The organism is Nocardioides sp. Soil777 (genome assembly GCF_001428425.1).
GTDB classification, from domain to species: domain Bacteria; phylum Actinomycetota; class Actinomycetes; order Propionibacteriales; family Nocardioidaceae; genus Nocardioides; species Nocardioides terrigena.
In genome coordinates this window covers 598,855-625,801 of sequence record NZ_LMSN01000001.1, presented here as the reverse complement: position 1 = coordinate 625,801, position 26,947 = coordinate 598,855, and the positions used below count along the sequence as shown (strand labels likewise).

The window sequence follows — 26,947 nt, the reverse complement described above, 5'->3', positions numbered from 1 at the left end:
CGCCCGTGCGTGGGTAGGTTGTCGCGCAGAAACCCACTCGGGACGGGGGACTCGGATGACCGTCACACGCCAGGACTCGCACAGCGAGCTCGTCGAGATGCTCGACGGACAGGTGCGCGAGCGCGTGCGCTCGGACGGCGTCGACCCCCAGCGTGACGCCGGTCTGGTGCGCCGCATCGCGGAGGACGTCGTACGCCGCCACGACGAGCGCAGCCTGACGGGTGCGGTCGTGCCGGTCGCAGATCCCGACGGGGTCGTGGGCGAGCTGATCGCCCGGGTGTCGGGCTTCGGTCCGTTGCAGCCCTTCCTCGACGATCCCGAGGTCGAGGAGATCTGGATCAACGACCCCAGCCGGGTCTTCATCGCCCGGCGGGGTCGGCACGAGCTCACCAACCTGATGCTCAGCGCGGCGCAGGTGCACGAGCTGGTCGAGAGGATGCTCAAGTCCAGCGGCCGGCGGATCGACCTCAGCCAGCCCTTCGTCGACGCGATGCTCCCCGAGGGGCACCGTCTGCACGTGGTGCTCGAGGGCATCAGCCGTGGCTTCTCGGCGGTCAACATCCGCAAGTTCGTGGTGCGCGCGAGCCGGATGAGCGACCTGGTCGAGCTCGGCAGCCTGTCGCAGCAGGCGGCGACCTTCCTCGACGCCTCGATCCGGGCAGGGCTCAACGTCCTCGTCGCTGGCGGCACGCAAGCCGGCAAGACGACGTTCCTCAACTGCCTGGCCGCCGCGATCCCCGGTGGCGACCGGGTGATCTCCGCGGAGGAGGTCTTCGAGCTCCGCTTCAACCATCCCGACTGGGTGCCCATGCAGACCCGGCAGGCGGGGCTCGAGGGCACCGGCGAGATCGCCCTGCGCGACCTGGTCAAGGAGGCGCTGCGGATGCGGCCGAGCCGGGTGGTCGTGGGGGAGGTGCGGGCCGAGGAGTGCCTCGACCTGCTGCTCGCGCTCAACGCAGGTCTCCCCGGCATGTGCACCCTGCACGCCAACAGTGCCCGTGAGGCGCTGGTCAAGATGTGCACCCTCCCGCTGCTGGCCGGAGAGAACATCTCGGCCCGCTTCGTCGTGCCGACCGTGGCCAGCTCCGTGGACCTGGTCGTGCACCTGGGGATCGATGAGCACGGCGTACGCCGCGTCAACGAGATCGTCTCCGTCCCCGGCCGGGTGGAGAACGACATCATCGAGACCGAGCCGCTCTTCGAGCGCAGCGACGGCGAGCTGCGTCGGGCCCCGGGCACGCCGACCCGGCTGGAGCGCTTCCAGCGTATCGGGATCGACGTCCACCAGATCCTGGCCGGGGGCCGCTGATGGGTGCGCTCATCGGGCTCGGTGTCGGGGTCGGGCTGCTGCTGGTCTGGTCCGCCTTCTTCCTGCCGCGCGCACCGCGACCCCGGCGGCCGGGCGGCACGCGTGCGGAGCAGCTGCTCGCCCGCGCGGGGCTCGGTGATGTGTCGGTGACCAGCCTGGTGCTGCTCTGCGTCGTGCTCGCCGTGGTCGCGTTCGTCGTCATCCAGGCGGTGTCGAGGACGGTCCCGGTGGCGGTCGTCTTCGCGCTGATGGCGGGCTGGGCACCGGTCCTGGTGCTGCGCCAGCGGGCCGCCCGCCGGCAGCGGGAGTTCGCCGAGGTCTGGCCCGACGCCGTCGACAACCTGGCCAGCGCCGTGCGCGCCGGCATGTCCCTGCCGGACGCCCTCGGGGCGCTCGGAACCAACGGTCCCGAGGCGCTGCGCGACGCGTTCGAGGGGTTCGCGCTGGACTACCAGGTGACCGGCCGCTTCCACGAGTCGCTCGACCTGCTCAAGGCGCGCCTGGCCGATCCCGTCGGCGACCGGGTCGTCGAGGGTCTCCGGATCGCCCGCGAGGTGGGCGGCGGCGAGCTCGGCCGCCTGCTGCGCAACCTGTCGGGATACCTCCGGGACGAGGCCCGCACCCGCTCCGAGCTCGAGTCACGCCAGGCCTGGACGGTCAACGGTGCCCGCCTGGCCGTGTCCGCTCCCTGGGTCGTGCTGCTGCTGATGTCCTTCCAGACCGGCTCGGTGCAGGCGTTCTCCTCACCGGCCGGGGTCGTGGTCCTCACCGTCGGAGCCGCGCTGTGCGTGCTCGCCTACCGCCTGATGATGCGCATCGGCCGGCTGCCCGTCGAGCGGCGGATCCTGGCATGACGCTCGCGATGTGGGGTGCGGTCCTCGGCGCGCTGGCGGCCGGCGGGCTGCTGCTGGTCGTCGTACGCGTGCTCGCCATCCGGCGACCGCAGCTCGCGCTGCGCGTCACGCCGTACGTCCGTGACCTGCCGCAGGTCGGTCGCACCCCGGCCCTCAAGGTCGCCTCGGCCTCGCCGACCGTCGCGGCGGCCGGGATCTTCGGGCCGTTCCTGCGCGCGGCGGCCGACGGTGTCGAGCGGGTGCTGGGCGGCGAGGCGTCCGTACGCCGCCGCCTCGTCCGCGCCGGCCTCGACAAGTCCGTGCACGAGTTCCGCGTCGAGCAGGTGATGTGGGGGCTCGGTGGCTTCGCGGTGGCCGCGGCGCTGCAGCTGCTGCGGTCGCTCACCGGCGGGGTCAACCCGGTGGCGGCCCTGGGCCTGTGCCTGTTCGGTTTCGCGGCGGGAGTGCTGCTGCGCGACAACCGGCTCTCCTCCCGGGCCACCGAGCGCGAGCGACAGATGATCCTGGAGTTCCCGGCCCTGGCCGAGATGCTGGCGCTGGCCGTGGCGGCGGGGGAGAGCCCGGTCGCCGCCCTCGACCGCGTCGTACGACGCAGCGGCGGTGAGCTGTCCGCCGAGCTCGGCCGTGTCCTCGCCCGGATCCGGACCGGCACCCCCGTCGCGGCCGCCTTCGAGCAGCTGGCCGCCGCCACGGGGGTGCCGATGGTGGCGCGATTCGCCACCGGCATCGCCGTCTCCATCGAGCGTGGCACGCCCCTGGCCGACGTGCTGCACGCCCAGGCGGGCGACGTGCGCGAGGCCGGCCGCCGCGCACTCATCGAGACCGCCGCCCGCAAGGAGGTCTTCATGATGGCGCCAGTCGTTTTCCTCGTCCTGCCCGTGACCGTGCTGTTCGCGTTCTTCCCCGGCGCCCTCGGGTTGCGCCTCGTCGTGCCCTGACCACCTGTCTCACAGACCCATCCATCCACTCAACCCTCGGGGGTACCCATGCACACACCACTCACGGAGCTCCTGCTCCGGTCCTGGCTCTCGGTCACGGCACCGCGTCGTGACGAGCGCGGCGACGTGCCGGGCTGGGTCATGGTCACGGTGATGACCGTCGGCCTGGCCATCGCGATCTTCACCTTCGCCGAGGAACCCCTCAAGGGCCTGCTCAGCGCGGCCTTCAACCAGGTCAAGTAGGCCCGGTGCCCGCCGTCCGGCACCGGGGGGAGCGCGGCTCGGCCGTCGTGGACTTCGTGATGGCCCTCGTCGTGCTGCTGCCGTTGTTCATCGGGCTGCTCCAGCTCGCCCTGGTGCTGCACGTGCGCAACACCCTCTCCTCGGCCGCCGCCGAGGGCGCCCGGTCGGCCGCAGTGGCGGGCGCGACGCCTCAGGACGGGGTGGACGAGGCGCGCGAGCAGATCGTCGGCGCCGTCTCGCCGGACTACGCGCGGGCGATCCGCGTGGAGCCGGTCTCCATCGGTGGTGCCGCGGCGTACGAGCTCACCATCGACGCCCGGGTGCCCACCCTGGGTCTCGGCGGCATCGCGATCGAGTTCTCGGTCAGCGGCAACGCGATCCGTGAGGAGGCGCCGTGAGGCGGGCGCGCGACGAGCGGGGGAGCGCCCTCGTCGAGTTCTGCTGGGTCGGGCTCGTGCTCTTCATCCCGCTGACCTGGATCGTGATCTCGGTCTTCGAGGTGCAGCGGGGTGCCTTCGCGGTCAACGGGGCGGCGCGGGCCGCCGCTCGCGCCTTCGCGCTGGCCCCCGACGACGCGACGGGGCGGGCACGGGCCGAGGCCGTGGCGACGCAGACTCTGGCCGACCAGGGCAGCGATGGCATGGTGGCCGACGTCCGGGTCTCGTGCGGTGGGCTCGCCAACTGCCACACCGGCACGGCCGTCATCACGGTGGAGATCCGGTCCCGCGTCGAGATGCCGCTGCTGCCCGAGGTGCTGGCTGCCGAGCGTCGCAGCTTCGCCCTCGAGGCGAGCCACACGGTGCCGATCGGCCAGTACGTCGAGGCGGGACGCGGCAGCGGACCGGCTGATGGTGGTTGAGCGAGGCGCGACCGCCGGGTCGAAACCAGGGGGACGAATGAGGCGCGACGATCGCGGCTCCGCCATCCCGCTGATCGTGGGCCTCGCCGCGGTCCTCGTGCTGGCCATCGCTGTCGTCGTCAACGCCTCCTCGGCCTTCATGCAACGCCAGTCGCTCGACACCCTCGCCGACGGTGCGGCGCTCTACGGCGCCGACATCGGCTCCGCCGGCGTGTACGCCGAGGGGTTGCCGGCCGAGCGGCTCCTGCAGGAGGAGCGGGCGGTCCGGGTCGCGGTGCAGGACTACCTGCGCCGGGTCGGTGCCTACGAGACGTACGGCGACATCGCGGTCGTCGCCCGGGTCGATCCCGCCGCCCGTGCCGTGACGGTGGTCCTGAGCGCGCCGCTCGACCTGCCGCTCACCGTTCCCGGCACCCCGAGCCGGCCCACCGTCTCGGCCACCGGCCGCGCGGCTGTCACCATCGAGCCGGCGGGGTGAACCTGGCCGCCTGTCACCCGGGCGAGAGGCGCGCCCGTCTTTGCCGGAAACATCGAGGTCGGCAGGCCCTGGGGATCGCGGATCATGCTGCCCGAAGTGACTACGTGTCCATAGGTCATCTGGGTCTGCCGCATAGCCCGTTGTGGATCTACCGTCAGTGGTCACAGGGGGGCCTGAGCGTCCGGGGGAAGCCAGGTTTCGACCAGACCACCCGCCGGCACCGACCTGGGAAGGTCGCCGACGGGTGGTCTGATCTCGTTCGAGCCCGCGTCGGCGTGACGACGCCCCCGCACGTGTCAGTGGCGGCCGCGCGGCGGGCACCATCGACCAGGCAGGCTCAGCCGGCGGATGCGCCGATCGGGATCGTGGCCACCTCGGTCAGCTCGTCGCTGGACCCGAACCCGAGCCTGGCCAGCGTGACGACGTCGACCGGCCACGGAGTGCCGGCGAAGTCCTCGAGCCCGGCCACCAGGGTGGCGAGCGCCTCGTCCGAGACCCCGTCGTCCAGGTCCGCGACGGGCAGCAGCGGCCTGAAGGAGCGGCGGTCGAGCATGAAGCCGGCCCGCTTGGCAGAGTCGGTGATCTCGCGGAAGACGGCGCGCAGGCCGTCGACCTCGCCGCCGAGCGCGAGGTGGAGCCGTTCGTCGGACCCGTGGGTGCTCAGCTCGCCGGTGACGTGCACCGTCGGTGCCGTCCACCCAAGGGCGTCGCGCTCCAGGGTGGTCCGCAACCGGCTCCCCGCCTCCGGCTCCACGTAGCCGAACTTCGTCACGTGCACCGCCATCAGCCCCACCGACAGAGGGGTGAGCGCCGGCGCCTCGCCAGCGGTCGGGGACGACGGACGCGACCGCCCCCAGCGCTTGCGCGACTCGACCGCCGGCGCGCCCATCCGCCCGCCGACGTCCGCCAGCAGGGCCGCGACCTCCTCCCGCTGGGCCAGCGGGGGGAGCAGGACTGCGCTCAGGTACACGGGTGCCTTTCCTCCGAGAGATCGCCGCCCCCACGGGGACGACGGACACAGCATGACAACCACACCGGCGCTCCGCGCATTCACCGCTCGCCATCCGCAACCTTTTCCACGCTCGCCGCATCTCCTCCCCGCAACGGGCCCGCACGGGCCCCACTGACACGGGAGAACCTCATGCACCGCACCACCACCACCCTCGTCTCGCTGGCCGCCGCGGCGGTCATGGTCGCCGGTCCGCTCGCCCTGACCACGACCACCGCGCAGGCCGCGGACACCACCGAGCGCCGCGCGGCGGCGTACACGGTCACGGCGAAGGTGAACAAGGACGTCGTGACCGTCGGCGAGGACGTCGTCAAGGTCCGCGGCAAGGTCACGCCGCGCGCCGCCGGGGCCAAGGTCGTCCTCCAGCAGCGTCTCGACGGCAAGACGAAGTGGGCCGTCAGCACCAAGGCGAAGGTCAAGCGCAACGGCACCTTCCTGCTCAAGGACGAGCCGAGCGTGTCCGGCACCCGCGAGTACCGCGTGCTCAAGCCCGCGGGCCAGGGCATCCGCAAGGGGACCAGCAAGGTCCTCTCCGTCGACGTCTACCGGTGGGAGCTGCTCGGGAGGCGGACGACCGGCGCCACGCAGAACGTCCACACCCTCACCACGGCCACCATCGGCACAACGGAGTACTGGCCGAGCCTCGTGGTGAACACACCTGGCGCCCCGGCGTACGTCGAGTTCACCCTCGGCCGCCTGTGCACCGACCTCCGCACGACCTACGCCCTCGACGACCGCTCCGAGAGCGGGTCCACCGGGGCGGTCAAGCTGCTCGTCGACGGCGTGACGAAGGTCGACCAGGGCCTCGTCGTCGGGCAGGTCGTCGAGTCGACGACCGACCTGACGGACGCGTTCCGCCTGCGCTACGAGCTCACCTCCAGCGCGTCCCCGGTGTCCCGTCCGGTCGTCGCGACCCCGGAGATCCGCTGCACGAAGTAGCCATGTCGCACCGGCGTCGACGGTCCTAGGATCCGAAGAGGCCCGGTGCGGGCCGCCACAGCAACCGGGAGGACCTCATGAAGCGTCTCACCACCCTGATCACGGCCGCGGCCGTGGTCGTCGGCCCGATGGCTGTGGCGGCCACCGCCACCGCCGCCCCTGACGACGCCCGCAAGCCAGCGGCGTACACCGTCACCGCCAAGGTCAACATCCAGGAGATGGACCTCGGTGAGGGCGTGGTCAAGGTCCGCGGCAAGGTGACGCCGCGTGCCGCCGGCAAGAGGGTCTTCCTCGAGCAGCGCGGCGCCGGCCTCAGGAAGTGGACCGTCACCGGCAGGGCGACGATCAAGCGCAACGGCACCTACCTGTTCACCGACGAGCCCAGCGCCTACGGGACCCACCAGTACCGCGTCGTCAAGCTCCGCTCCAACGGGGTGAGGAGGGGGACCAGCCCGGTCGTCGCGGTCCGCGTCTACGAGTGGCAGAAGCTCGCCCAGCGTCCGAAGGGGGCCTTCGAGAACATCGCCGTGTCCAGCACCGCGCTCGTCGGCGGCGTGCCCTACGCCTTCTCCTTCCAGCCCTTCACCCGCGGCGCGGCGTCGTACGTCGAGTACCCGCTGAAGGGCCTGTGCACCGACCTGCGCACGACGTACTCCATGCACGACAGCGCCGCCGTGGGCTCCTCGTCCCGCATCACGCTCGCCCTCGACGGGGTGACCACGGTCGACCAGACGCTGGTGAAGGGCCAGGTGGTCCCCTCGACCACCGACCTCACCGGCGCGCTCACGCTGCGCTACGACCTCTTCTCCAACGCCGACCCGGCCAGCTACCCGGCCGTGCTCGTCCCGGAGGTCCGCTGCACGAGGTAGCCCCCGGACCACGCCGGGAGCGCCGCCCACGGGGGTCGGCGGTGCTTCCGGCGTGCTGCCTTTCGACACTCCTCACACCCGAGCCGTAGTGTGGGTCCTTGTGGCGAGTACCGACTTCGAAGCAGAGATCAAGCAGCTCCAGGCGACCATGAAGACCATCGGTCAGGTCCTCGACCTGGACACGATGCGCCGCGAGATCGCCGACCTCGGCGAGCAGGTGGCCGCGCCCGACCTGTGGGACGACGTGGACAGCGCCACGCGCATCACCGGGCGCCTCTCGACCCTCCAGGGCGAGCTCGACAAGTTCACCGGCCTCGACTCGCGCATCGAGGACCTCGCGCTGATGGTCGAGATGGCGCAGGAGGAGGGGGACGCCTCCTCCCTCGAGGACTCCGAGCGCGAGCTGCTCCGCATCAAGAAGTCCGTCGAGTCCCTCGAGATCCGCACCCTGCTCAACGGTGAGTACGACGCCCGCGAGGCGCTGGTCAGCATCCGCTCCGGTGCCGGCGGCGTCGACGCGGCGGACTTCGCCGAGACCCTGATGCGCATGTACATGCGCTGGGCCGAGCAGCACAAGTACCCCGTCGAGGTCTACGAGACGTCGTACGCCGAGGAGGCCGGCCTCAAGTCCGCCACCTTCGCCATCCACGCGCCGTACGCCTACGGCACGCTCTCCGTCGAGGCCGGCACCCACCGCCTCGTGCGGATCAGCCCCTTCGACAACCAGGGCCGCCGCCAGACGTCGTTCGCCGCCGTCGAGGTCGTGCCCGTGCTCGAGCAGACCGACGAGATCGAGATCCCCGACGAGGAGATCCGCGTCGACGTCTACCGCTCGGGCGGCCCCGGCGGCCAGTCCGTCAACACCACCGACTCCGCCGTGCGCCTCACGCACATCCCGACCGGGACCGTCGTGAGCTGTCAGAACGAGAAGTCGCAGCTGCAGAACAAGGCCTCGGCCATGGTGGTCCTCAAGGCCAAGCTGCTGGCGCTGAAGAAGGCCGAGGAGAAGGCCCACCTCGACGGCCTGCGCGGCGACGTCCAGGCCTCGTGGGGCGACCAGATGCGCAACTACGTGCTCAACCCCTACCAGATCGTCAAGGACCTCCGGACCTCCTACGAGTCCGGCAACCCGCAGGCGGTCTTCGACGGCGACATCGACGCGTTCCTCGAGGCCGGCATCCGCTGGCGACGGGGCGCCGAGAAGGTCGAGGCCTGACCGACCGGTCTCCCGACACGCGCACAACCGGCGGCGTACGACATCCGGATCCCCGCGATCCTCGTCGTACGCCGCCGGTTGCCGTGCTGGCGGTCGCCCGTGGTGTCGTACGCCGCCAGCCACCGAGGCGGGGCAGGAGCACCCTCAGCGTGCTCCCACCCGGCGCGTGCCGCCGTCCGTCAGCGACGGCGGCGCAGCGCGGCCTCGGTGAGGGCCGGAGGTGCGTAACCCCGGTCAGCCTCGTTGATGGTCGTGCCCGGCGGCACGATCTCGTCGATCCGGTCGAGCACGTCGCCCGGAAGGTCGATCTTGTCCGCCCCGAGCTGGGACTCCAGCTGCTCGAGCGTGCGCGGACCGATGATCGCCGACGACACGGCGGGGTGCTTGAGCACGAAGCCGAGCGCCAGGTGGATCAGCGACACCCCGGCCTGGTCGGCCAGGTCCTGGAGGTCGTGGACGGCCTCCAGCTTGGCGCGGTTCTCCGGCGAGGTCGGGTCGTGGCGCGCCGGCTGCCGCGCGGCCCGCGAGGAGACGACCGACGGGTCGGAGTCCCGGCGGTAGCGGCCCGAGAGCCAGCCACCGGCCAGCGGTGACCACGGCAGGATGCCGAGGCCGTGCTTCTCCGCGGTGGGCAGCAGGTCGCGCTCCACCTCGCGGGCCAGGATGCTGTAGGGCGGCTGCTCGGTGACCGGGCGCTCGCGGTGCCGGTCGCGGGCCACCCACTGGGCCTCGACGACCTGCGAGGGCAGGAAGGTCGACGTGCCGATGTAGCGGATCTTGCCGGCGTGCACCAGGTCGGACAGCGCGCCGAGGGTCTCGTCGATGTCGACCTCCGGGCGCGGGCGGTGCACCTGGTAGAGGTCGATGTGATCGGTCTGGAGCCGACGCAGCGAGTCCTCGACGGCCCGCACGATCCAGCGGCGCGAATTGCCCTGCTGGTTGGGGTCCTCGTCGGACATCGAGCCGTGGAACTTGGTGGCCAGCACGACCTCGTCGCGGCGGCCCTTGAGAGCCTTGCCGACGATCTCCTCCGACTCGCCGCGGGCATAGACGTCGGCGGTGTCGATGACGTTGATGCCGGCGTCCAGGGCGCGGTGGATGATCCGGACCGACTCGTCGTGGTCGGGGTTGCCCCACGCGCCGAACATCATCGCGCCGAGGGTGAGCGGGCTGACCCGGACGCCGGTGCGGCCGAGGGTGCGGTAGGTCATGCGATCTCCTGGTGGATGTCGGAGCGGGTGGTGGGGGAGTACTGGCTGGTCGGCCGGTCCAGGCCGTAGTGCTCGCGCAGCGTCGTGCCGTCGTACGCCGTGCGGAACAGGCCGCGGGCCTGGAGGATGGGCACGACGTGGTCGACGAACGCCTCCAGTCCCGACGGTAGCGCCGGCGGCATCACGTTGAACCCGTCGGCGGCGCCACTGGTGAACCACTCCTCGATGGCGTCGGCCACCTGCTCGGGCGTGCCGCTGAAGGTGCGGTGCCCGCGGCCCCCGCCGAGGCGGCCGATGAGCTCGCGGACGGTCAGCCGCTCCCGCCGGGCGAGGGTGACGATGAGGGTGTAGCGCGACTTGGCGCCCTCGATGTCGTCCTCCGCGGGCAGGTCGTCGGGCAGCTGCTCGTCGAGGGCCAGCCGCTCCGGAGCGACCTTGAGGGTGCGGGCGAGCTGGCGACGGGCGTAGTCCGGCTGGATCAGCCGGTCGAGCTCCTCCTCCAGCGCCCGCGCCTCGGCCTCGGTCGAGCCGATGGCCGGGACGATCCCCGGCAGCACGAGCAGCTGCTCCGGGTCGCGCCCGAAGGTGGTGGCCCGGGCCTTGATGTCGGCGTAGAACGCCTGGGCGTCCGCCAGCGTCTGCTGGGCGGTGAAGATCGCCTCGGCGTGCCGGGCGGCGAAGTCGCGCCCGTCCTCCGACGAGCCGGCCTGCACCAGCACCGGCCGGCCCTGGGGCGAGCGCGGCAGGTTGAGCGGGCCGGCGACGCGGAAGTGGGTGCCCGTGTGCTGGATCGGGTGCACCAGCTCGGAGTCGCCCCACACCCCCGACTCCTTGTCGGCGAGCACGGCGTCGTCCTCCCAGCTGTCCCACAGCTTGACCGCGACGTCGACGAACTCGTCGGCCCGGCGGTAGCGGTCCGCGTGCGCCGGGAGCTCGTCGAGGCCGAAGTTGCGGGCCGCCTCGAGCGTGGCGGTGGTGACGATGTTCCAGCCGGCGCGCCCGCCGCTGACGTGGTCGAGCGTCGCGAAGCGACGGGCCAGGTTGAAGGGGTCGTTGTACGACGTGGACGCGGTCGCGATGAGCCCGATGCGGGTCGTCGCCATCGCCATCGCCGTCAGCAGCACCGTCGGCTCGAGCGCCCCCGCGGGTCGCCTGCCCACCTCGCCGAAGAGGGCGGGGGAGTCGGCGAAGAACACCGAGTCCATGAGGCCCCGCTCGGCGGTGCGGGCGAGCTCCACGAAGTGCCGGACGTCGGTGTTGCTGCGCGCGTCGCTCTCCGGCAGCCGCCAGGACGCCTCGTGGTGGCCGGTGCTCATCAGGAACGCGTTGAGCCTCAGCGTGCGGGGTCCGGGAGGCCGGGTCACGAGGCCCTCCTGTCGGTGAACCGCTGCTCGCCCTCCACCCGGACCCGGTGGTCGTCCTCCACGCCGAGCTCGGCCAGCAGCCGGCTGCGCAGGGCGGCGAAGGCCGGGTCGGCCTGGGAGCGGTCGCCGGGCAGCTCGATGCGCAGGTCCGAGGACACCACGCCGTCGTCGAGCACGATCACCCGGTCGGCGAGCACGATCGCCTCGTCGACGTCGTGGGTGACCAGCAGCACCGCGGGCCGGTGGGCCGCGCACAGCTTGCGGAGCAGGACGTGCATCTTGATCCGGGTCAGGGCGTCGAGCGCCCCGAAGGGCTCGTCGGCCAGCAGCAGCTGGGGCTCGCGCACCAGCGAGCGGGCCAGCGCGGCCCGCTGGGCCTCGCCGCCGGACAGCTCGTGCGGCCACGCCCGCTCGCGGCCGGCGAGGCCGACCTCGGCGAGCGCCTGCGTGCCGCGCGCCGCGGCCTTGCGGCCGCCGAGACCGATCACGACGTTGTCGAGCACCCGGCGCCACGGCAGCAGCCGGGAGTCCTGGAACACCACCGACACGTCCTCGGGGACCGAGATGGTCCCGCTCCCGGCGACGTCGCGGTCGAGCCCGGCCAGCGCGCGGAGCAGCGTGGACTTGCCGCTCCCCGAGCGGCCGAGCAGCGCCACGAACTCGCCGGCCGGGATGTCGAGGTCGAGCCCGTTGAGCACCCCGCCGGCCTCGTTGAAGCTGCGGCGCAGGTCGCGGACCCGGACTGCGGGGGATCCGCTGTCGGACACGGCCCCGGGATCGGTGGTGCGGTTCAGCCTTCCAGCGTGCGTCGCCATGAGAGCGCCTTCCTTTCGACGAGACGGACCGCGGAGTCGGCGACGAGGCCGAGCACCGCGTAGACCACGAGGCCGACGACGATGACGTCCGTCTGCCCGTAGTTGGAGGCGAGCGTGATCATGTGGCCGATCCCGCTCGTCGCGTTGACCTGCTCGACCACCACGAGGGCCAGCAGCGCGGAGGTGACCGCGAAGCGCAGGCCGAGCAGGAAGCCGGGCATCGCCCCCGGCAGCACCACCGAGCGGACGAACTCCCACCGAGAGATGCCCACGGTCTCGGCCAGCTCGCCGTACCGCTCGTCGATGCCGCGCAGGCCGTTGTGGGTGTGGATGTAGACGGGCACCAGCACGCCGAGGGCGATGGTGATGACCTTCATCGGCTCACCGATGCCGAGCCAGAGGATGAGCAGCGGGATCAGCGCCAGGCTCGGGATCGAGCGCTTGACCTGCACCGGGCCGTCGATGAGCGACTCACCGACCCGGGACAGGCCGGCCGCGACGGCGAGCACCGTGCCGATCAGTACGCCGAGGGCGAGGCCGAGCACGGCACGCACGGCCGAGGTGGCGATGCTCTCCTGCAGGCGGCCCGTCGCGATGAGGTCGCCGGCCGTGGACACCACGGTCCACGGGGCGGTGAGGGTGCGCTCGTCGAGCAGCCCGGTCGCGGAGCCGAGGCACCAGCCCGCGAGCAGCACGAGCGGACCGATCCAGAAGCCGAAGCGGATGCGGCGCCCGGGACGCAGGCGGGGCCGCAGCGCCCGCTCGTCGTACGCCGCGGTGGTCGCGGGGCGCTCGGCGACGGCGGTCACTGCCCGCCCCCGAGCGCGGCGGCGATGGCCTTCTCGTAGCGGCGGTCGTAGAGGTCCGCGACGTCGAGCTCCTCGTGGCCCTGCTCCTTCGCGAGCAGGTCGGCGGTCTCCTGGTGGCGGGCGATGGTGTCGTCCCAGCTGGTCGGCACCTCGAACTCGCCGAGCACGTCGGTGATGTAGGTCGCGTCCTCGATCGAGAGGCCCTCGTGCTCGACGTAGTAGGCCTGGGCGAACTCGTCGGGGTTGTCGGAGATCCACTGCTGGGCCCGGGCCCAGACCTCGACGTAGTCCTGCAGGGCGGCCGCCTTGTCGGCGTCCTGGAGCACGGCCGTCGGGGTGTAGAGCGTCCAGGCGTCGTCACGCACCTCGGGCTTGATGGTCGTCGCGCCGTCCTGCTCGTACTTGGCGAGGAAGCTCTTGACCAGGGACTGGCCGAGCGGGGCGACGTCGACCTGCTTGCTGCCGAGGGCCAGGACGTAGGCGTCGTCGACGCTGGTCATCTCGACCAGCTCGACGTCGTCCTGGGTCAGCCCGGCCTTCTCCAGCACCCGCAGGACGAGGGCGCCCTGGGCCTGGCCGGGGCTGTAGGCGATCGACTTGCCCTCCAGGTCCTCGAGGCCGGAGACCTTCACTCCGGGCGCGACACCGAGCTCGTACGTCGGGTGCTCCAGCGGGTCGACGGTCTCGCGGGCGGCGATGATCTTGATGTCGGTGCCGGTCCACTGCGCGAAGAGCGGCGGGATGTCGGCCACGGAGCCGACGTCGATCGCGTCCGCGCGGAAGGCCTCGAGCGTCTTGGGGCCGCCGGTGATGTTGGCCCACTCGACCTCGACGTCCAGCTCCTCGTCGAGGCCGCTGGCCTCGAGGGCGGTCTGCGTGGCCGGGTCCCCGACGCGGAGCACGGTGCCGTCCGGCACCTCGTCGGGCACGGCGGCCGACAGCTCCAGGCGCGGGCCCTCGGCCTCGGCACCGCAGGCGGCCAGGCCGCCCAGGGCGAGGACGAGCCCGGCCGCGGTCAGCAGGCCGGGGGCGAGGCGCGAACGCCTCGATCGGGTCAGGGGGTGCATGGTGTCTCCTCGTGAATACGACTAAGTCCAGTAAAATAATACACATTGCGACGACGAGTGCACGCCGACGCGCGGAGGGTGAGACGCACGCAACCCCCGCAGGTCGACGGGAGCCCGCGTCAGCCCGTGCGCATCGCCTCGAGCGCCACGACGCACCAGCGGCCGACCCGCTCCGCGTCCCCGGTGCCGGTCATCCGGCAGGCGAGCCAGGTGTCGCCGACCAGTCCGTGGAAGGTCGTGTGCTTGCCGGGTCCATCGGGGCAGGTCACGACGGCGCCGGGGGAGCCGATGGTCGGGACGTCCTTGCGCTGGCAGTCCCCGCCGGCCGCGTCGCGGGCCCACTCGCGCGCCCGGTCCGGGCTGACGGGGGTGGCGAAGACCCAGGCGGAGGCGGTGACGTCGCCGGCCGTCACCGAGCACCCCCACTCGTTGGCGATGGACCCGGTCCCGGGGACCGGTACGCCGGGCCGCCAGGCGACCGGGTCCTCGGCGGTGTCGACGCCGATCGCCAGGGCGGCGGACTCCGCGGAGATGCGCCCGCAGAAGGGGGCGCGCACCACGGCCAGGTCGTCGGTGTCGTAGTCGGCCAGCGGAGTCGCGGTCGCGTCCGGGGCGGGGGTGACCGGGGTCCCGGCCTCCCGGTCGGGGGCGTCGACCAGCACGGCCCGCCCCAGCACGATGGCCAGCGCGGTGACCACGACCGCGACGACGCCGAGCAGGACGACGCTCACCCGGCCGCGGCGCGGGCGGGGCGTCGTACGGCGTCCGGGGCTCACGCCGCCAGCCTAGGGGCGCACCCGGGCCCGATGTGACGTCCGTCCGGGTGCCCGCGTGCGGGGGCGCGCCGAATCGAGCGGTTGGGCCGCGGCGCGTAACCTCGCATCCGTGATTCGCTTCGACCAGGTCACCAAGACCTACCCCGGCCACCCCCACGCGGCGCTCGACCAGGTCTCGGTCGACGTCGAGAAGGGCGAGTTCGTCTTCCTCGTGGGCTCCTCCGGGTCGGGCAAGTCGACCTTCCTCCGGCTCGTGCTGCGTGAGTACCGCCCCACCTCGGGTCGGGTCTACGTCGCGGGCAAGGAGATCAACCGGCTGGCGAGCTGGAAGGTGCCCCGGCTGCGCCGCGACATCGGCACCGTCTTCCAGGACTTCCGCCTGCTCGGCAACAAGACGGTCAGCGAGAACGTCGCCTTCGCGCTCCAGGTGATCGGCAAGTCCCGCAGCGACATCGCGAGCCTCGTGCCCGAGACCCTCGAGATGGTCGGCCTCGACGGCAAGGGCGACCGGATGCCCGACGAGCTGTCGGGCGGCGAGCAGCAGCGCGTCGCCATCGCCCGCGCCTTCGTCAACCGGCCGATGATCCTCATCGCCGACGAGCCCACCGGCAACCTGGACCCCACCACCTCGGTGGGGATCATGAAGCTCCTCGACCGCATCAACCGCACCGGCACGACCGTGGTGATGGCCACCCACGACGCCGGCATCGTCGACCAGATGCGCAAGCGGGTCATCGAGCTCGAGGACGGTCGCGTCGTGCGCGACCAGGCCCAGGGCGTCTACGGCTTCCAGAACTGATCCCCAGAAACCCCCGAAAGGGAGCAATGCAGCTTCGCTACGTCTTCTCCGAGCTCGGCCAGGGTCTGCGGCGCAACCTCTCGATGCACCTCGCGGTGGTCCTGACGCTGTTCGTCTCGCTCACCCTCGTCGGGCTCGGCGTCCTCTTCAACCAGCAGGCGACCAAGGCCGCCGAGCACTGGGGGAGCCAGCTCCAGATCACCGTCTTCCTGTGCCGCGCCGACGACAGCAACCCGGCGTGCGCCGGTGAGGTCACCGACGCGCAGCGCACCGAGATCGAGACGGTCGTCCAGGACAACCCGGAGGTCGCGGACTACCACTTCGAGAGCAAGGAGGAGGCGTTCGAGAAGGTCAAGGAGCTGCTCGGCCCCGAGCGCTTCGAGGGGCCCAACCCGGCCGCCACCGCCGAGGACCTGTCCGAGTCTTTGTGGATCGAGCTCAAGGACCCGGAGGAGTACCAGGGCATCACCAGTGCCGTGGAGGGCCTCGACGGGGTCTCCCAGGTCCGGGACATGCGCCAGGTGATCGCGCCCATCATCGGGTCGATCAACATGCTCCAGTGGGTGGCCCTCGGGACGGCCGGGTTCCTGGTCTTCGCCGCCCTGCTCCTGGTCGGCAACACCATCCGGCTGGCGGCGTTCGCGCGCCGCAAGGAGATCGGCATCATGCGGCTGGTCGGCGCCTCCACGCTCTACATCGCGCTGCCCTTCCTCCTCGAGGCCCTGGTGACCGCGTTCATCGGCGTGGCGCTCGCCGCGGGGGCGCTGGGTGCGTTCATGTACTTCGGCATCGAGCAGCGCGGCACCGACCAGCTCAAGTTCATGCCGTGGATCGGGATGGAGGAGTACGTCGTCGCGCTGGTCGCCGTCGGGGTGCTCGGCCCGCTGCTCACCGTGATCCCGACACTCGTGCTGACGCGCAAATACCTCAAAGTCTGATCCGCGCGGGTTACCTTCGGTCCGTTCTCTTCCCCGAACGACCAAAGGCTTCCACGGTGCGCTCCTTCCCCCGTACCGCTCGCCGGCGCATGGCCGCAGCGTCCGTCGCTGCTGCCCTGCTGGTGGGCACCGTCTCCGTCCCCTACGCGTCCGCCGACGACGACCTCAAGGACAAGCAGCGCAAGGTCGAGAAGAGCATCGACCACGCGCACGACGAGCTCGACCACTCGAGCAAGCGGCTCGTGGCGGCCAGCGAGCGGCTCGAGGCCGCCCGGTCCCAGCTGGCCACGGCGCGCAACGAGCTGGCCACCGCCCGCGGCAGGCTGGCGGTCGCGCAGGAGCGTGACGCCCAGATGCAGGCCGCGCTGACCCAGGCGGAGGCCGAGCTGGCCGCCGCCGAGGCCGACCTCGTCGCCGGTCAGCAGAACATGGACGACCAGGCCGACCAGGTCGCGAGCACCGTCTCCGACATCTACATGGAGGGCGACCCGCAGCTGCTCGCCTTCTCCTCCCTGCTCGAGTCGGCGTCCACCGACGACCTCACCCGCCAGGAGGAGGTGCGCGACGTGATCGTGGGTCGCGAGGCGCGCGCCTTCGACGAGCTGCACGCCGCCAAGGTGCTCCTCGAGGTGCACGAGCGCCAGGTCGAGGAGGCGCGCGACGAGGTCGCGGTCAAGCGGCAGGAGGCGGCCGACAACCTCGTCGTCAAGCAGCAGCTCGAGAGCGAGGCCGAGACCGCCAAGGCGTCGGTCGTCTCCCTCGTGGGTGAGCGGTCCTCGGCCCGGACGGAGGCCTCGAAGGCCCGGGCCGCCGACGCCCGCCAGCTCCGTGAGCTCGAGCTCGAGGCCGCCCGGATCGAGGAGCGGCTGCGCCGCCTCGCCGCGGCCGCGCTGGCGCGGGCTCGCGCCAAGGCCGCCGCCCAGGGCCGCAGCGTCCCCTCCGGGGGCGGCAACCTGATGATGCCCGTGGCCGGCGGTGTCACCTCGCCCTTCGGCTACCGCACGCACCCGATCTACGGCTACTGGGGCCTGCACGACGGCACCGACTTCGGCGGCGGCTGCGGGCAGCCCATCCATGCGGCCGAGTCCGGGCGCGTCGTCTCGTCGTACTGGAGCGACGTCTACGGCCGGCGGCTGATCGTCAACCACGGGGTCCTCAACGGGGCCGGTGTCGCGACGATCTACAACCACGCCGCCAGCTACACCGTCGGCGCCGGCGCCCAGGTCGAGCGCGGCCAGGTCATCGGGTACGTCGGCGACACCGGCTGGTCCACCGCCTGCCACCTCCACTTCACGGTGATGGCCAACGGCCAGGCCGTGGACCCCGCCAACTGGTTCTGATGCCCCGGTCCCGAGCGCAGCGAGGGGCCGATGAGGGCATCAGATCGAGGGACTCGACGTACACCTGAGCGCAGCGAAGGGGTGCGTGAGTCGTCTCGAGATCTCGTGCGGGGCGGGGATGCAATCAGGTTGCGACCGACTGAGAGAATGGCGCCATGGCCAAGGACACCGCGAAGGACCAGCGCAACCGGTTGATCGCGCAGAACAAGAAGGCGCGCCACGACTACCACATCGAGGACACCTTCGAGGCCGGCATGGTCCTGCAGGGGACCGAGGTGAAGTCGCTGCGAGCCGGGCGCGCGAGCCTGGTCGACGGGTTCGTGGACCTCGACAACGGCGAGGTGTGGCTGCACGGCGTGCACATCCCGGAGTACGCCCAGGGCACCTGGACCAACCACGCCGCGCGACGCAAGCGCAAGCTGCTGCTCAACCGCGCCGAGATCACCAAGCTCGAGCGCAAGGTCGGCGACAAGGGCTTCACCATCGTGCCGCTGTCCCTCTACTTCAAGGACGGACGGGCCAAGGTCGAGATCGCGCTGGCCAAGGGCAAGAAGGAGTACGACAAGCGGCACTCGCTGGCCGAGCGCCAGGCCAACCGCGAGAAGGAGCAGGCCGTCCAGCGCCGGCTCAAGGGCTTCAAGGACTGATGGGCCCCGCCACCGACGAGGACGTCCGGAGCTGGACGTCCGCACTGGGGCTGCCCGGACTGGTCGACGTCCACACCCACTTCCTCCCGCCCCCGGTGATGACCAAGGTGCGCGCGCAGTTCGACGCCGCCGGTCCGCTCATCGGGCGGCCCTGGCCGCTGCACTACCGCGACACCGACGAGGCGCTCGTCGAGGTGCTGCGGTCGCTCGGCGTCGTGCGCTTCACCGCGCTTCCCTACGCGCACCGGCCGGGCATGGCCGACTGGCTCAACGACTGGGCCGACGGCTTCGCCGCCCGGGTGCCCGAGGCGGCCGTCTGTGGCACGTTCTACCCCGAGGAGAGTGCGTCGACGTACGTCGCCGAGCGGCTCGCCTCGGTCGAGGTGTTCAAGGTGCACGTCCAGGTCGGCGGCTTCGACGTCACCGACCCGCTGCTCGACGAGGCCTGGGGCCTGGTCGCCGAGGCGGGCACGCCCGTGGTGCTGCACGCCGGCAGCGGTCCCGTCGCGACCACCCACACCGGGCCGGCCCCCGTCGCGGCCCTCCTGGCGCGGCACCCGCGGCTGCGGCTCGTGATCGCGCACGCCGGCGCCCCGGAGTACGCCGAGTTCCTCGCCCTGGCCGAGCAGCACGAGCGGGTGGTGCTCGACACCACGATGGCCTTCACCGACTTCTTCTCCGAGATGGGTGGGGTCTACCCGGACGAGCTGCTGCCGCGGCTGCGCGACCTGGGACTGGCGGGCAAGGTGCTGCTCGGCTCGGACTTCCCGAACATCCCCTACCCCTACGCCCGCCAGCTCGAGGCGCTCGAGTGGCTGGACCTCGGCGACGACTGGCTGCGCGCCGTCTGCTGGCACAACGGCCACGCCCTGGTCGGACCTGCGCCGATCGGCTGACCGGGACTGGCACGATGGCCCCCTCCGACCCCCGGGGAGGCCCCCGTGCGCGTCATCCCCGCCCTCGTCGTCGCGCTGCTCGCGGCCCTGCTGCTGGGCCCGGTCGTGCCGGCCTCCGCGGTCCCCGCCCCGCTCGCCCGGGCGTCGGTCGGCCTGGTCGTCGAGGCCGGCACCGCCCGGTCGGGGGAGGACGCCCCGATCAGGGTGCTGCTCACCGACCCTGGCGGGGTCCAGGTGGCCGGGGTGAGCGTGCTCGTCGAGCGCCGGGTCGCGGGCGCCTGGCAGAGGCTGGCGTCCCTCGTCACGGACGCCGCCGGACGGGCCGGGACCGTGCTGCGGATGGGGCCGGTGCGTGACGACAACGTGGTGCGCGCGTCGTACGCCGGTGACGCGACGGCGCCGCCGACGGTCACCGCCGACGTCCAGCTCGAGCTCGTACGCCGCGCCGCGCGGCTGACGCTGACCGGGCCGTCGCGGGTGGTCGACGAGCGGGAGGTCGCGCTCGTGGTGCGCTGGCGGGCCGACGACGGCACCCCGGTGGCGGGGGAGGTCCGCCTCCAGCAGCGTCGGCGCGGTGGCTGGCGCACCCTCGACCGACCGGTCACCGACGCGACCGGCACGGCCACCGTCCGGTTGCGTCCGCGCACCGACGCCATGCTGCGGGTGAGCGCCCGCGCCCTCGACTGGGTCGAGGCGAGCCGGAGCGCGCGCAAGCGCATCGACAACGTCCCTCCCGTGGCGCCGGTGCGGCTGTCCCGCGCCGCCCCGCGACCCCGCCGGCACCTCCCGCCGCAGGAGCGGGCCCGGGGGGCGGGCGCGGCGCCCGTCGTCACCGGCATCCCCGACGCCGTGTGGCGGGGGATGGTCGGCCGCAGCTGGCACGCGGGCTGCCCCGTCGGTCGTGAGGGGCTGCGGCTGCTGCGCGTCAACTACGTCGACTTCACCGGCTACCGGCGCCGCGGCGAGCTGGTGGTGGCCGCCGGTGCCGTGGGCCAGTTCGTGGGTGCGCTCACCGAGCTCCACGACCGGCGGATCCCGATCCGGTCGATGTACCGCGTGGACCGCTTCGGCTGGTCGTCACGGCTGCGGGGCGCCGACGACCTGGCCTCGATGGCCTCCGACAACACCTCGGCGTTCAACTGCCGTGACGTGGTGGGACGCCCGGGTGTGCGGTCGCCACACTCCTACGGCCGCGCTCTCGACCTCAACCCGTGGGAGAACCCCTACCGCGTCGGCGGGAGCTGGCTGCCCAACGGCTGGTGGCCGTCGCGCACCCACCCCCGGGTCGCCTGGCGCAGCTCCGCCCACCCGGTCGTGTCGATCCTGCGCCGGCACGGCTTCTCGTGGACCTACGGCGTCTCGGACGCCCACCACTTCGACGCCCGTACGACGGGTGGTCGCGTCGTCGCCCGCTGCGCGCGCGTCTGCCACTGAGGGCCGATCGGGTCGGCGGAGGGAATGCATGCGGCGTCCGTCGGTGTTGACCCGTAGACTGACCGCAGTACAACTCAAGAGGGGCTGATCGGTTTCGACTTGGGACGTTAGTCCCAGGGGAAGCGGGTCGAGAAGGCAGCGTCATCTCGTTAACGATCGCTGCAAAACCATAGTTGCCAACACCAATCGCAACGACTTCGCTCTCGCTGCCTGAGCAGTGATCGAAGGGTCTGACCGGGCGCCCGTCCTCGTCCCGGACCCAGGCCTCATCTAGAGGACTTGCTGGCCACTCTCTGTCAGGAGGGGTGGCCGGGACTTCATCCTGACTGGGCCTGTCGGCGACGTGTCTGTGCGAGCGCCGGGGCCGAGAAAAGCGACAACACTGACTGCACCCGGAGAAGACCTGGTTCGACGCTCGAGGACGCGGGTTCGATTCCCGCCAGCTCCACCAGCATCACTGCCGGTCCCGGTGGGTCACACCACCGGGATCCAGCCCTCTTGAACATCAGCCGCTCCGACTCCGGTCGGGGCGGCTGATGTGTGTGTGACCGGCCGACCACCTCGTGGGTAGCGTCGTGGTCGGCGCCTGACGGCGTCCACACCCCCGATGCGAGGAGTACTGCCGTGCCGAAGATCTTGATCGTCCTGACCGGCTCCGACCACTGGACCCTGACCGACGGGACCAAGCACCCGACCGGCTTCTGGGCCGAGGAGCTGCTGTCCCCGCTGCAGGTGTTCTCCGACGCCGGGATCGACGTCGACCTCGCGAGCCCGGAGGGCAGGACGCCCGTGGTGGACGAGGGCAGCCTCGCCCCGGACGCCATCGGCGAAGAGGAGTCGGCGAAGCAGCGCAAGGCCCTCGACGCCATCGCGGACCGCCTCGCCTCGACGCTGGTGCTTGCCGATGTCGACCTCGACTCCTACGACGCCGTCTTCGTGCCCGGCGGCCACGGCCCGATGGAGGACCTCGCGGTCAGCGAGGACCTCGGCCGCATCCTCGTGACCATGCTCGACAGCGGCAAGGTCGTCTCCTCGGTCTGCCACGGACCGGCCGGCCTGCTGCCGGCCACGCGCGCCGACGGCTCCTGGTTGTTTGCCGGCCGCCACCTGACCGCCTTCACCAACGAGGAGGAGGAGCAGGCCGGGCTCGCCGACAAGGCGCCGTGGCTGCTCGAGGCCCGGCTGCGCGAGGCGGGTGCGACCTTCACGTCCGGGGACGCGTGGGCGCCCTTCGTGGTCGTCGACGACAAGCTGGTGACCGGCCAGAACCCGGCGTCCAGCACCGAGGCCGCCCAGAAGGTCGTCGGACTGCTCGCGTCCTGACGCAGTGAGCCGAGGCCGGCCAAGTGCCGGCGTCCTCTGCACGAGAGCCGCTCCGACGCCCGTCGGAGCAGCTCTCGTGCTGTGCCTGCAGGGTCCGTGGTGACGTCGCCGGCAGCCCCGATCAACCGGCGGTCTCGGAAGCCGCCTCGGCGATCACGCGCGCGACGGCGCCGGGCTGCGAGACCGTCACGGCGTGGGAGGCGTAGACCTCCACGGTCCGCGACCCGGCGCCCTCTCCCATGAACCGCTGGGACCCCGCCTGGACGGCAAGGTCCTGCAGGGTCGCGAGGTTCCAGGACGGGATGGGGCACGTGGTGGTCTACCGGCCCACCGAGCAGCCCCCGCGCACCGGCCGGGTGCATCCGGTGACCCTCCCGGCCGTCGAGCTGGCTGTCGCCACCCACGTCGGCGAGCACGACGACATCGACGTGACCTACGGAGAGGTCGGCGCCTGGGTGGTGGCCAACGCGCTCGCGGTGGCCGGGCCGATCCGGGAGACCTACCTGGTCGGACCCCGGGACACCGCAGACTCGTCCGCATGGCGCACCGAGATCGGGTGGCCGGTCTTCCGGGTGGCCACCGACTGATTCGCGCGCGCGAGGCGCCGTGCCCCTTGTCGGCGGGCCGTCCGCATGGTGGAATTCGCCAGCGCCGCGGCCTCGGGCCGGCGCGAAGGGGGAGGGCCATGCGTCGTCTGGCGGCGTTGTTGCTCGTGGTGAGCGGACTGGGCCTGGTCGCGGCCCCCGCGGAGGCAGTGGACACGGCGGACCGCCCGCGCCTCTCGGTCTCGCGGCCGGACGTCGCGTCCGGGACGCCGGTGGTCCTGCGCGGCAGGCGCGTCGATCCCCGCACGCGCGTCGTCCTGCAACGGCGTACGCCGTCCGCGTGGCGCAGGGTCGTCGCGAAGCGGAGCACCGACCGCGGTGTGGTGCGCTTCCGGGTGGTGCCGCCGGACGGCGACCAGCGCTACCGGCTGCACGTGCCCGGACAGAGGGGGCGGGCCGGGCGGTCAGCCGTGGCGTCGGTGCGGGTGCGGTGGCAGCCCACGCTCACCCTCACCTCCACCACCCACGCAACGGCTCCCGCTGGCGCGGTGACCACCTCGGTCTCCGGCTCGTCCTCCGGGCTGGCGGGTGTCGGCCTTCGGCGGGAGGTGCTGCGCACGGACGGGACGTGGGGCGTCACCGGCACCACGACGACCGGCCCGAACGGCCGGTGGGCCGACAGCTTCACGAGCGTGGACGGGGACCTCGTGCGGTACGTCGCACCGGCCGACGGCGCGCGGCTGCCGGCCGGGTCGACGACGGTGACGGTCGACGGTCCCGCGATTACGCCCTCGACGCCCACGCCCACGCCCGCTCCAACCCCCACGCCGGACCCGACCCCCACGCCCGCTCCAACGCCCACGCCCACGCCCACGCCCGCGCCGGACCCGGATCCCACGCCGGACCCGGATCCCACGCCGGACCCGGATCCCGATCCCGATCCTGACCCGGATCCTGACCCGGCCACCCACCGGCTCTCGGTCGGCACCACGACGCCGGTCGTCCTCCCCGACGGCGTCGCGTCCCGCGACCTCCTGGTGGGCCTCGACGCCGGGCAGACGGTCACCCTCCTGGTGACCGGCGGCGGTGCGTCCGCCGCGCTCACCGGCCCGTCGGGCGCGCCCGTGCCGGGCTCCGACGCTCCGTCCCCGGTCACCGTGACGGCGACCGGGACGGGGGACCACGTGCTGCGCCTGGCTCGCGAGGGCTCCGACGGCGAGACCACCGTGAGCGTCACGCTGTCCGAGCCGGTGCTGAGGCAGGGGAGCCTGGACGGCGCGGGCGTCGACCTGGCCACGACCCTGCCGGGCCAGCTGGTCGAGCTGTTCTTCGAGGCCGACGGCGGGACCCTGGTCTCGGAGCACGCGGTTCCCGACTCGTGCTGCCAGCCGCCGCCGGGACGGCTGACCCTGATCGACCCCGCGGGGGATCCCGTCCCGCGTCTGGGGCGCCTCGTCCGGCAGGGCCGGAGCTGGCTGCTGCCCGACCTCGACGGCACCTACGTGCTGCGCGTGCAGCCGGAGCCGGGGACCCTCGTGGCCCGCGCCCAGCAGACCGTCCTCACCGGCGCCCAGGTGGTGGCCTCCCTCGATGGCGAGGCCGGCCACGTCACGCTCGACCGTGCCGGCGAGGTGGCGCTGGTGCGCACCTCCGTGCCGGCCGGTCTCGACGTACGCCTCTCGGACACGGGTCCGGACCTCCTGCAGCGGGAGGTCTTCGCCCCCGACGGCAGCGCCGTCCCGGTCCACAGCACCACGCCCGACCTCCGTCCGACGCAGGCGGGCACCTACGCCGAGCTCGTGTCGTACGACGGGTCGGCCGAGGTCGACCTCTACGCCTCCACGCCCCTGGAGCTCGACCTGGTCGCCGACGGATCGACGCCCTACGACCTCGGCCCGGCCCCGTCGCGCCTGCTGCGTGGCCGCCTGGCCGCGACGGCCGGCCGGACGGCCTCGGTCGAGGTGCTCGACGAGCTCGGTCTCTGCGCCCGCGGGGCCGACCTGGTCTCCGGCGACGAGCTCGTCGCGTGGATGGCCGACGTCGAGGACCAGCCGAGCGTGCTGCGGACCTCGGCGGACGGTGACATCGTGCTCGGACTGTCCCCGTGCGGCCGGGAGGGCGTCGTACGCATCCAGGACGTGGTGATCGTCGACGACGAGCTCGTGTCGACGGACGGGGTCGCCACCACCACCCGGGCCACGGTGGCCGCGCCCACCCCAGGCCGCCTCATGGTCGTGGCCCACACCGTCGGCGACGACTTCTCCGACCGGGTGAGCCTGCGGTCCACGGCCTCGACCTTCCCCGTCGGCACCGGCTTCTCGCTCGCCCACGGGGCCCCCGAGTTCCAGCTCTACAGTGCCTTCGGGCCGACGGGCGACCCGTTCCCCTTCGACTACACCCAGGCGCGGGGGGAGCAGCTCCTCTTCGTGTACGCCGGACCCACCGCCACCGGGACGCTCGACCTGGAGATCGAGGTCCACGACTGGTGAGCGCGGTCGGCTAGCCTCCGGGCCATGGCCGAGTGCGTGTTCTGCGGGATCGTCTCGGGTCGCACCGGCGCCGACGTGGTGCTCGACCGCGCGGACTTCGTCGGCTTCCTCGACACCCGCCCGCTGTTCAAGGGCCACGTCCTGCTGGTGCCCCGCGAGCACGTCGAGACCCTGCCCGACCTGCCGGCCGGTCTCCGCGACGGCTTCCTCGCCGCCGCGCAGGACCTCGCGGTCGCGGTCAAGGACGCGCTCGGGGCGCAGGGCTCGTTCGTGGCGATGAACAACACCGTGAGCCAGTCGGTCCCGCACCTGCACCTGCACGTCGTGCCCCGCACGAAGGGCGACGGCCTGCGCGGGTTCTTCTGGCCACGCACGAAGTACGCCGACGGCGAGGCCGCCGCGTACGCCGCCCGGTTGCGCGAGGCGCTGGACGGCTGAGCCGGGCCGAGGACCTTCGGCCCCTCGTCCGAGGACGTCCGACCCTGCTGCGTGGCCGTCTCGACGCCTAGCGTGAGGAGGAGGTGCGAGCGTCCCGCTTCGGGGCATCCGTGATTCGGCACAGCCGGTCACGGGGCGGGGGGTACCCGAACCGGCTGTGCCTCGGGACATGGTTCCCGGTCCCGGGCGCACCGCCAAGACCATCCGGTGTCGTGAACTCGCCATGACGAGAAACGACACGGGGACGCCAGGTCGCCGACGCCGGTGCGGGGCCCGTGCGCAGCACCATGTCCGCGCAGCACCGTGCCACCACCCCCGAACGGAGTCCCGTTGTCGCTCCACAGCCTTGGCCTGTCCGACCAGGAGTCCCGCGCCTACGCCGCGTTGGCCCGGGTCAAGTCCGCCTCCGTCGAGGAGCTGGCCCGTGAGGTCGGCATGGGCGTCACCGAGGCTGCCGACCTGCTGGAGCAGCTCGCCCGGCGGATGGTCGTCGTACGCCGTCCCGGTATTCGGTGGACCGCCGTGCGTCCGGCCGTGGCCCTCGGGGCCCTGCTCGCGCAGCGCAGGGAGGACCTCGGGGCCACCCGGGTCGTCCTCGACGAGCTGGACGACGCGTTCCGCGCGGCGCGGCCGGACGTCGCCACCGACGTGGTCCTCGACGTCGCCCACGGACCCGACGAGATCGCCGACCGGATGCACCAGATCCAGGTCGCGGCCAGGTCCGAGGTGCTGACCCTGGTGAAGTCGCCCGTGATGGCGTCGGGGAGCACGGACGACGGCGCGGAGGACGACGCCGTCCGGCGAGGGGTGGAGTACCGCGTCGTGCTCGAGCGGTCGATGCTGGAGGAGGAGCCTCGGTTGGTCGAGGGGATCCACCGCGCGCGTGCGGCGGGGGAGCAGGTGCGCGTCGCGGGGCACGTGCCCACCAAGCTCATCGTCGTCGACCGGGAGGTGGCACTGGTTCCGCTCGGCAGTGACAGCGCCGTGCTGCTGGGAGCCGGTGGGCTCCTCGACGCGCTCGTGGCGCTCTTCGAGGCGGTGTGGGAGCGCGGGCAGGAGGTGGACCTCGGTCCGGAGGAGCCCGAGAGCGACGACGGCCCGCTGATCACCATGCTCCTGGCCGGCCTGACGGACGACGCGATTGCCCGCGACCTGGGGATCTCTCCGCGCACCCTGCAACGCCGGGTGCGGGGCCTGCTCGACCTCGCCGGCGTCGACACCCGGTTGCAGCTCGGCTACGTGGTGGCCCAGCGCGGCTGGACGGGAGGCTCGCTCGGGCCGCGGAGCGAGTGACGCCCGGGGGTACTAGGGTCGGCCCCGGCCGCCGCCGGGTCGTCGACAC

At 72.5% G+C, this 26,947-nt stretch carries 28 protein-coding genes and 1 other RNA gene; 22 read left to right on the top strand and 7 right to left on the bottom strand.

Annotated features, from left to right (window positions below; genetic code table 11):
• Positions 1 to 55 precede the first annotated feature (55 nt).
• Genes ASG88_RS03075 through ASG88_RS03045 form a run of 7 tightly spaced genes read left to right on the top strand, consistent with a single transcriptional unit; the run spans position 56 to position 4,681 of the window.
• Positions 56 to 1,309 carry a CpaF family protein gene (locus ASG88_RS03075; protein ID WP_056885889.1) on the top strand — a complete coding sequence of 418 codons (1,254 nt, stop codon included), beginning with the start codon at positions 56 to 58 and terminating at the stop codon, positions 1,307 to 1,309.
• A complete protein-coding gene (locus ASG88_RS03070) occupies positions 1,309 to 2,163 on the top strand; it encodes a type II secretion system F family protein (RefSeq protein ID WP_056885888.1) in 855 nt (284 codons plus the stop codon). Before ASG88_RS03075 ends, ASG88_RS03070 begins: the two co-directional genes overlap by 1 nt.
• Positions 2,160 to 3,101 (top strand): type II secretion system F family protein, encoded by a 942-nt coding sequence (locus ASG88_RS03065; RefSeq protein ID WP_056885887.1) that lies wholly within the window; start codon positions 2,160 to 2,162, stop codon positions 3,099 to 3,101. Before ASG88_RS03070 ends, ASG88_RS03065 begins: the two co-directional genes overlap by 4 nt.
• Positions 3,102 to 3,149: 48 nt before the next feature.
• On the top strand, positions 3,150 to 3,344 hold the full coding sequence (locus tag ASG88_RS03060; protein ID WP_056885886.1) for a hypothetical protein: 195 nt from the start codon (positions 3,150 to 3,152) through the stop codon (positions 3,342 to 3,344).
• Positions 3,345 to 3,349: 5 nt separating this feature from the next.
• The gene (locus tag ASG88_RS03055; RefSeq protein WP_235534703.1) at positions 3,350 to 3,742 is read left to right on the top strand and encodes a TadE/TadG family type IV pilus assembly protein; all 393 of its coding nucleotides are present in this window, start codon (positions 3,350 to 3,352) and stop codon (positions 3,740 to 3,742) included.
• Positions 3,739 to 4,203, top strand: a complete 465-nt coding sequence (locus tag ASG88_RS03050; RefSeq protein WP_056885885.1) for a hypothetical protein — start codon at positions 3,739 to 3,741, stop codon at positions 4,201 to 4,203. The genes ASG88_RS03055 and ASG88_RS03050 overlap by 4 nt, the downstream gene beginning before the upstream one ends.
• A 37-nt stretch (positions 4,204 to 4,240) precedes the next feature.
• Positions 4,241 to 4,681: a pilus assembly protein TadG-related protein gene (locus ASG88_RS03045; protein ID WP_056885884.1), complete on the top strand. Its 441-nt coding sequence runs from the start codon at positions 4,241 to 4,243 to the stop codon at positions 4,679 to 4,681.
• A gap of 337 nt (positions 4,682 to 5,018) precedes the next feature.
• Here the strand turns inward: ASG88_RS03045 and ASG88_RS03040 are convergent, their stop codons facing one another.
• The gene (locus ASG88_RS03040) at positions 5,019 to 5,651 is read right to left on the bottom strand and encodes a 2'-5' RNA ligase family protein (protein WP_056885883.1); all 633 of its coding nucleotides are present in this window, start codon (positions 5,649 to 5,651) and stop codon (positions 5,019 to 5,021) included.
• Between the two features lie 171 nt (positions 5,652 to 5,822).
• On the opposite strand from ASG88_RS03040, the gene ASG88_RS03035 reads away from it, so the two are divergent.
• The 3 genes from ASG88_RS03035 to prfB all read left to right on the top strand — a co-directional run bounded on the left by ASG88_RS03035 (position 5,823) and on the right by prfB (position 8,714).
• The gene (locus ASG88_RS03035) at positions 5,823 to 6,629 is read left to right on the top strand and encodes a hypothetical protein (protein WP_056885882.1); all 807 of its coding nucleotides are present in this window, start codon (positions 5,823 to 5,825) and stop codon (positions 6,627 to 6,629) included.
• A gap of 77 nt (positions 6,630 to 6,706) precedes the next feature.
• On the top strand, positions 6,707 to 7,498 hold the full coding sequence (locus tag ASG88_RS03030) for a hypothetical protein (protein WP_056885881.1): 792 nt from the start codon (positions 6,707 to 6,709) through the stop codon (positions 7,496 to 7,498).
• Between the two features lie 100 nt (positions 7,499 to 7,598).
• Complete coding sequence (gene prfB, locus ASG88_RS03025; RefSeq protein WP_056885880.1) at positions 7,599 to 8,714, top strand: peptide chain release factor 2; 1,116 nt, start codon at positions 7,599 to 7,601, stop codon at positions 8,712 to 8,714.
• Positions 8,715 to 8,893: 179 nt separating this feature from the next.
• Here the strand turns inward: prfB and ASG88_RS03020 are convergent, their stop codons facing one another.
• The 6 genes from ASG88_RS03020 to ASG88_RS02995 all read right to left on the bottom strand — a co-directional run bounded on the left by ASG88_RS03020 (position 8,894) and on the right by ASG88_RS02995 (position 14,756).
• Positions 8,894 to 9,925: an aldo/keto reductase gene (locus ASG88_RS03020; RefSeq protein WP_056885879.1), complete on the bottom strand. Its 1,032-nt coding sequence runs from the start codon at positions 9,923 to 9,925 to the stop codon at positions 8,894 to 8,896.
• Positions 9,922 to 11,289 carry an LLM class flavin-dependent oxidoreductase gene (locus ASG88_RS03015; protein ID WP_056885878.1) on the bottom strand — a complete coding sequence of 456 codons (1,368 nt, stop codon included), beginning with the start codon at positions 11,287 to 11,289 and terminating at the stop codon, positions 9,922 to 9,924. Before ASG88_RS03015 ends, ASG88_RS03020 begins: the two co-directional genes overlap by 4 nt.
• Positions 11,286 to 12,104 carry an ABC transporter ATP-binding protein gene (locus ASG88_RS03010; protein WP_056885877.1) on the bottom strand — a complete coding sequence of 273 codons (819 nt, stop codon included), beginning with the start codon at positions 12,102 to 12,104 and terminating at the stop codon, positions 11,286 to 11,288. The genes ASG88_RS03015 and ASG88_RS03010 overlap by 4 nt, the downstream gene beginning before the upstream one ends.
• Positions 12,080 to 12,913 (bottom strand): ABC transporter permease, encoded by an 834-nt coding sequence (locus ASG88_RS03005; protein WP_056885876.1) that lies wholly within the window; start codon positions 12,911 to 12,913, stop codon positions 12,080 to 12,082. The genes ASG88_RS03010 and ASG88_RS03005 overlap by 25 nt, the downstream gene beginning before the upstream one ends.
• Positions 12,910 to 13,980 carry an ABC transporter substrate-binding protein gene (locus ASG88_RS03000; protein ID WP_056885875.1) on the bottom strand — a complete coding sequence of 357 codons (1,071 nt, stop codon included), beginning with the start codon at positions 13,978 to 13,980 and terminating at the stop codon, positions 12,910 to 12,912. Before ASG88_RS03000 ends, ASG88_RS03005 begins: the two co-directional genes overlap by 4 nt.
• Before the next feature lie 119 nt (positions 13,981 to 14,099).
• Entirely contained in the window at positions 14,100 to 14,756 is a 657-nt protein-coding gene (locus tag ASG88_RS02995) for a hypothetical protein (RefSeq protein WP_157559520.1), read from the bottom strand.
• 109 nt (positions 14,757 to 14,865) lie between these two features.
• Between ASG88_RS02995 and ftsE the strand changes: the two genes are divergently transcribed.
• The 12 genes from ftsE to ASG88_RS02940 all read left to right on the top strand — a co-directional run bounded on the left by ftsE (position 14,866) and on the right by ASG88_RS02940 (position 26,898).
• On the top strand, positions 14,866 to 15,555 hold the full coding sequence (gene ftsE, locus ASG88_RS02990) for a cell division ATP-binding protein FtsE (protein ID WP_056885873.1): 690 nt from the start codon (positions 14,866 to 14,868) through the stop codon (positions 15,553 to 15,555).
• Between the two features lie 26 nt (positions 15,556 to 15,581).
• Positions 15,582 to 16,493 carry a permease-like cell division protein FtsX gene (ftsX, locus tag ASG88_RS02985; protein ID WP_056885872.1) on the top strand — a complete coding sequence of 304 codons (912 nt, stop codon included), beginning with the start codon at positions 15,582 to 15,584 and terminating at the stop codon, positions 16,491 to 16,493.
• 89 nt (positions 16,494 to 16,582) lie between these two features.
• Positions 16,583 to 17,833, top strand: coding sequence for a M23 family metallopeptidase (locus ASG88_RS02980; protein ID WP_056885871.1), 1,251 nt, complete (start codon positions 16,583 to 16,585; stop codon positions 17,831 to 17,833).
• 155 nt (positions 17,834 to 17,988) lie between these two features.
• Complete coding sequence (gene smpB, locus ASG88_RS02975; RefSeq protein ID WP_056885870.1) at positions 17,989 to 18,480, top strand: SsrA-binding protein SmpB; 492 nt, start codon at positions 17,989 to 17,991, stop codon at positions 18,478 to 18,480.
• Positions 18,480 to 19,376, top strand: coding sequence for an amidohydrolase family protein (locus ASG88_RS02970; RefSeq protein ID WP_056885869.1), 897 nt, complete (start codon positions 18,480 to 18,482; stop codon positions 19,374 to 19,376). The genes smpB and ASG88_RS02970 overlap by 1 nt, the downstream gene beginning before the upstream one ends.
• A gap of 45 nt (positions 19,377 to 19,421) precedes the next feature.
• The gene (locus ASG88_RS02965) at positions 19,422 to 20,810 is read left to right on the top strand and encodes a M15 family metallopeptidase (protein WP_056885868.1); all 1,389 of its coding nucleotides are present in this window, start codon (positions 19,422 to 19,424) and stop codon (positions 20,808 to 20,810) included.
• Between the two features lie 80 nt (positions 20,811 to 20,890).
• Positions 20,891 to 21,261, top strand: a transfer-messenger RNA (tmRNA) gene (gene ssrA, locus ASG88_RS22395).
• A gap of 173 nt (positions 21,262 to 21,434) precedes the next feature.
• Complete coding sequence (locus ASG88_RS02960) at positions 21,435 to 22,133, top strand: type 1 glutamine amidotransferase domain-containing protein (RefSeq protein ID WP_056885867.1); 699 nt, start codon at positions 21,435 to 21,437, stop codon at positions 22,131 to 22,133.
• Between the two features lie 302 nt (positions 22,134 to 22,435).
• Complete coding sequence (locus ASG88_RS02955) at positions 22,436 to 22,720, top strand: GyrI-like domain-containing protein (RefSeq protein WP_235534701.1); 285 nt, start codon at positions 22,436 to 22,438, stop codon at positions 22,718 to 22,720.
• A gap of 98 nt (positions 22,721 to 22,818) precedes the next feature.
• Entirely contained in the window at positions 22,819 to 25,167 is a 2,349-nt protein-coding gene (locus tag ASG88_RS23430) for a hypothetical protein (RefSeq protein WP_056885866.1), read from the top strand.
• A 24-nt stretch (positions 25,168 to 25,191) separates the two neighbouring features.
• On the top strand, positions 25,192 to 25,605 hold the full coding sequence (locus ASG88_RS02945; RefSeq protein WP_056885865.1) for an HIT family protein: 414 nt from the start codon (positions 25,192 to 25,194) through the stop codon (positions 25,603 to 25,605).
• A 330-nt stretch (positions 25,606 to 25,935) separates the two neighbouring features.
• Complete coding sequence (locus ASG88_RS02940) at positions 25,936 to 26,898, top strand: helix-turn-helix domain-containing protein (RefSeq protein WP_056885864.1); 963 nt, start codon at positions 25,936 to 25,938, stop codon at positions 26,896 to 26,898.
• The last annotated feature ends 49 nt before the right edge of the window (positions 26,899 to 26,947 follow it).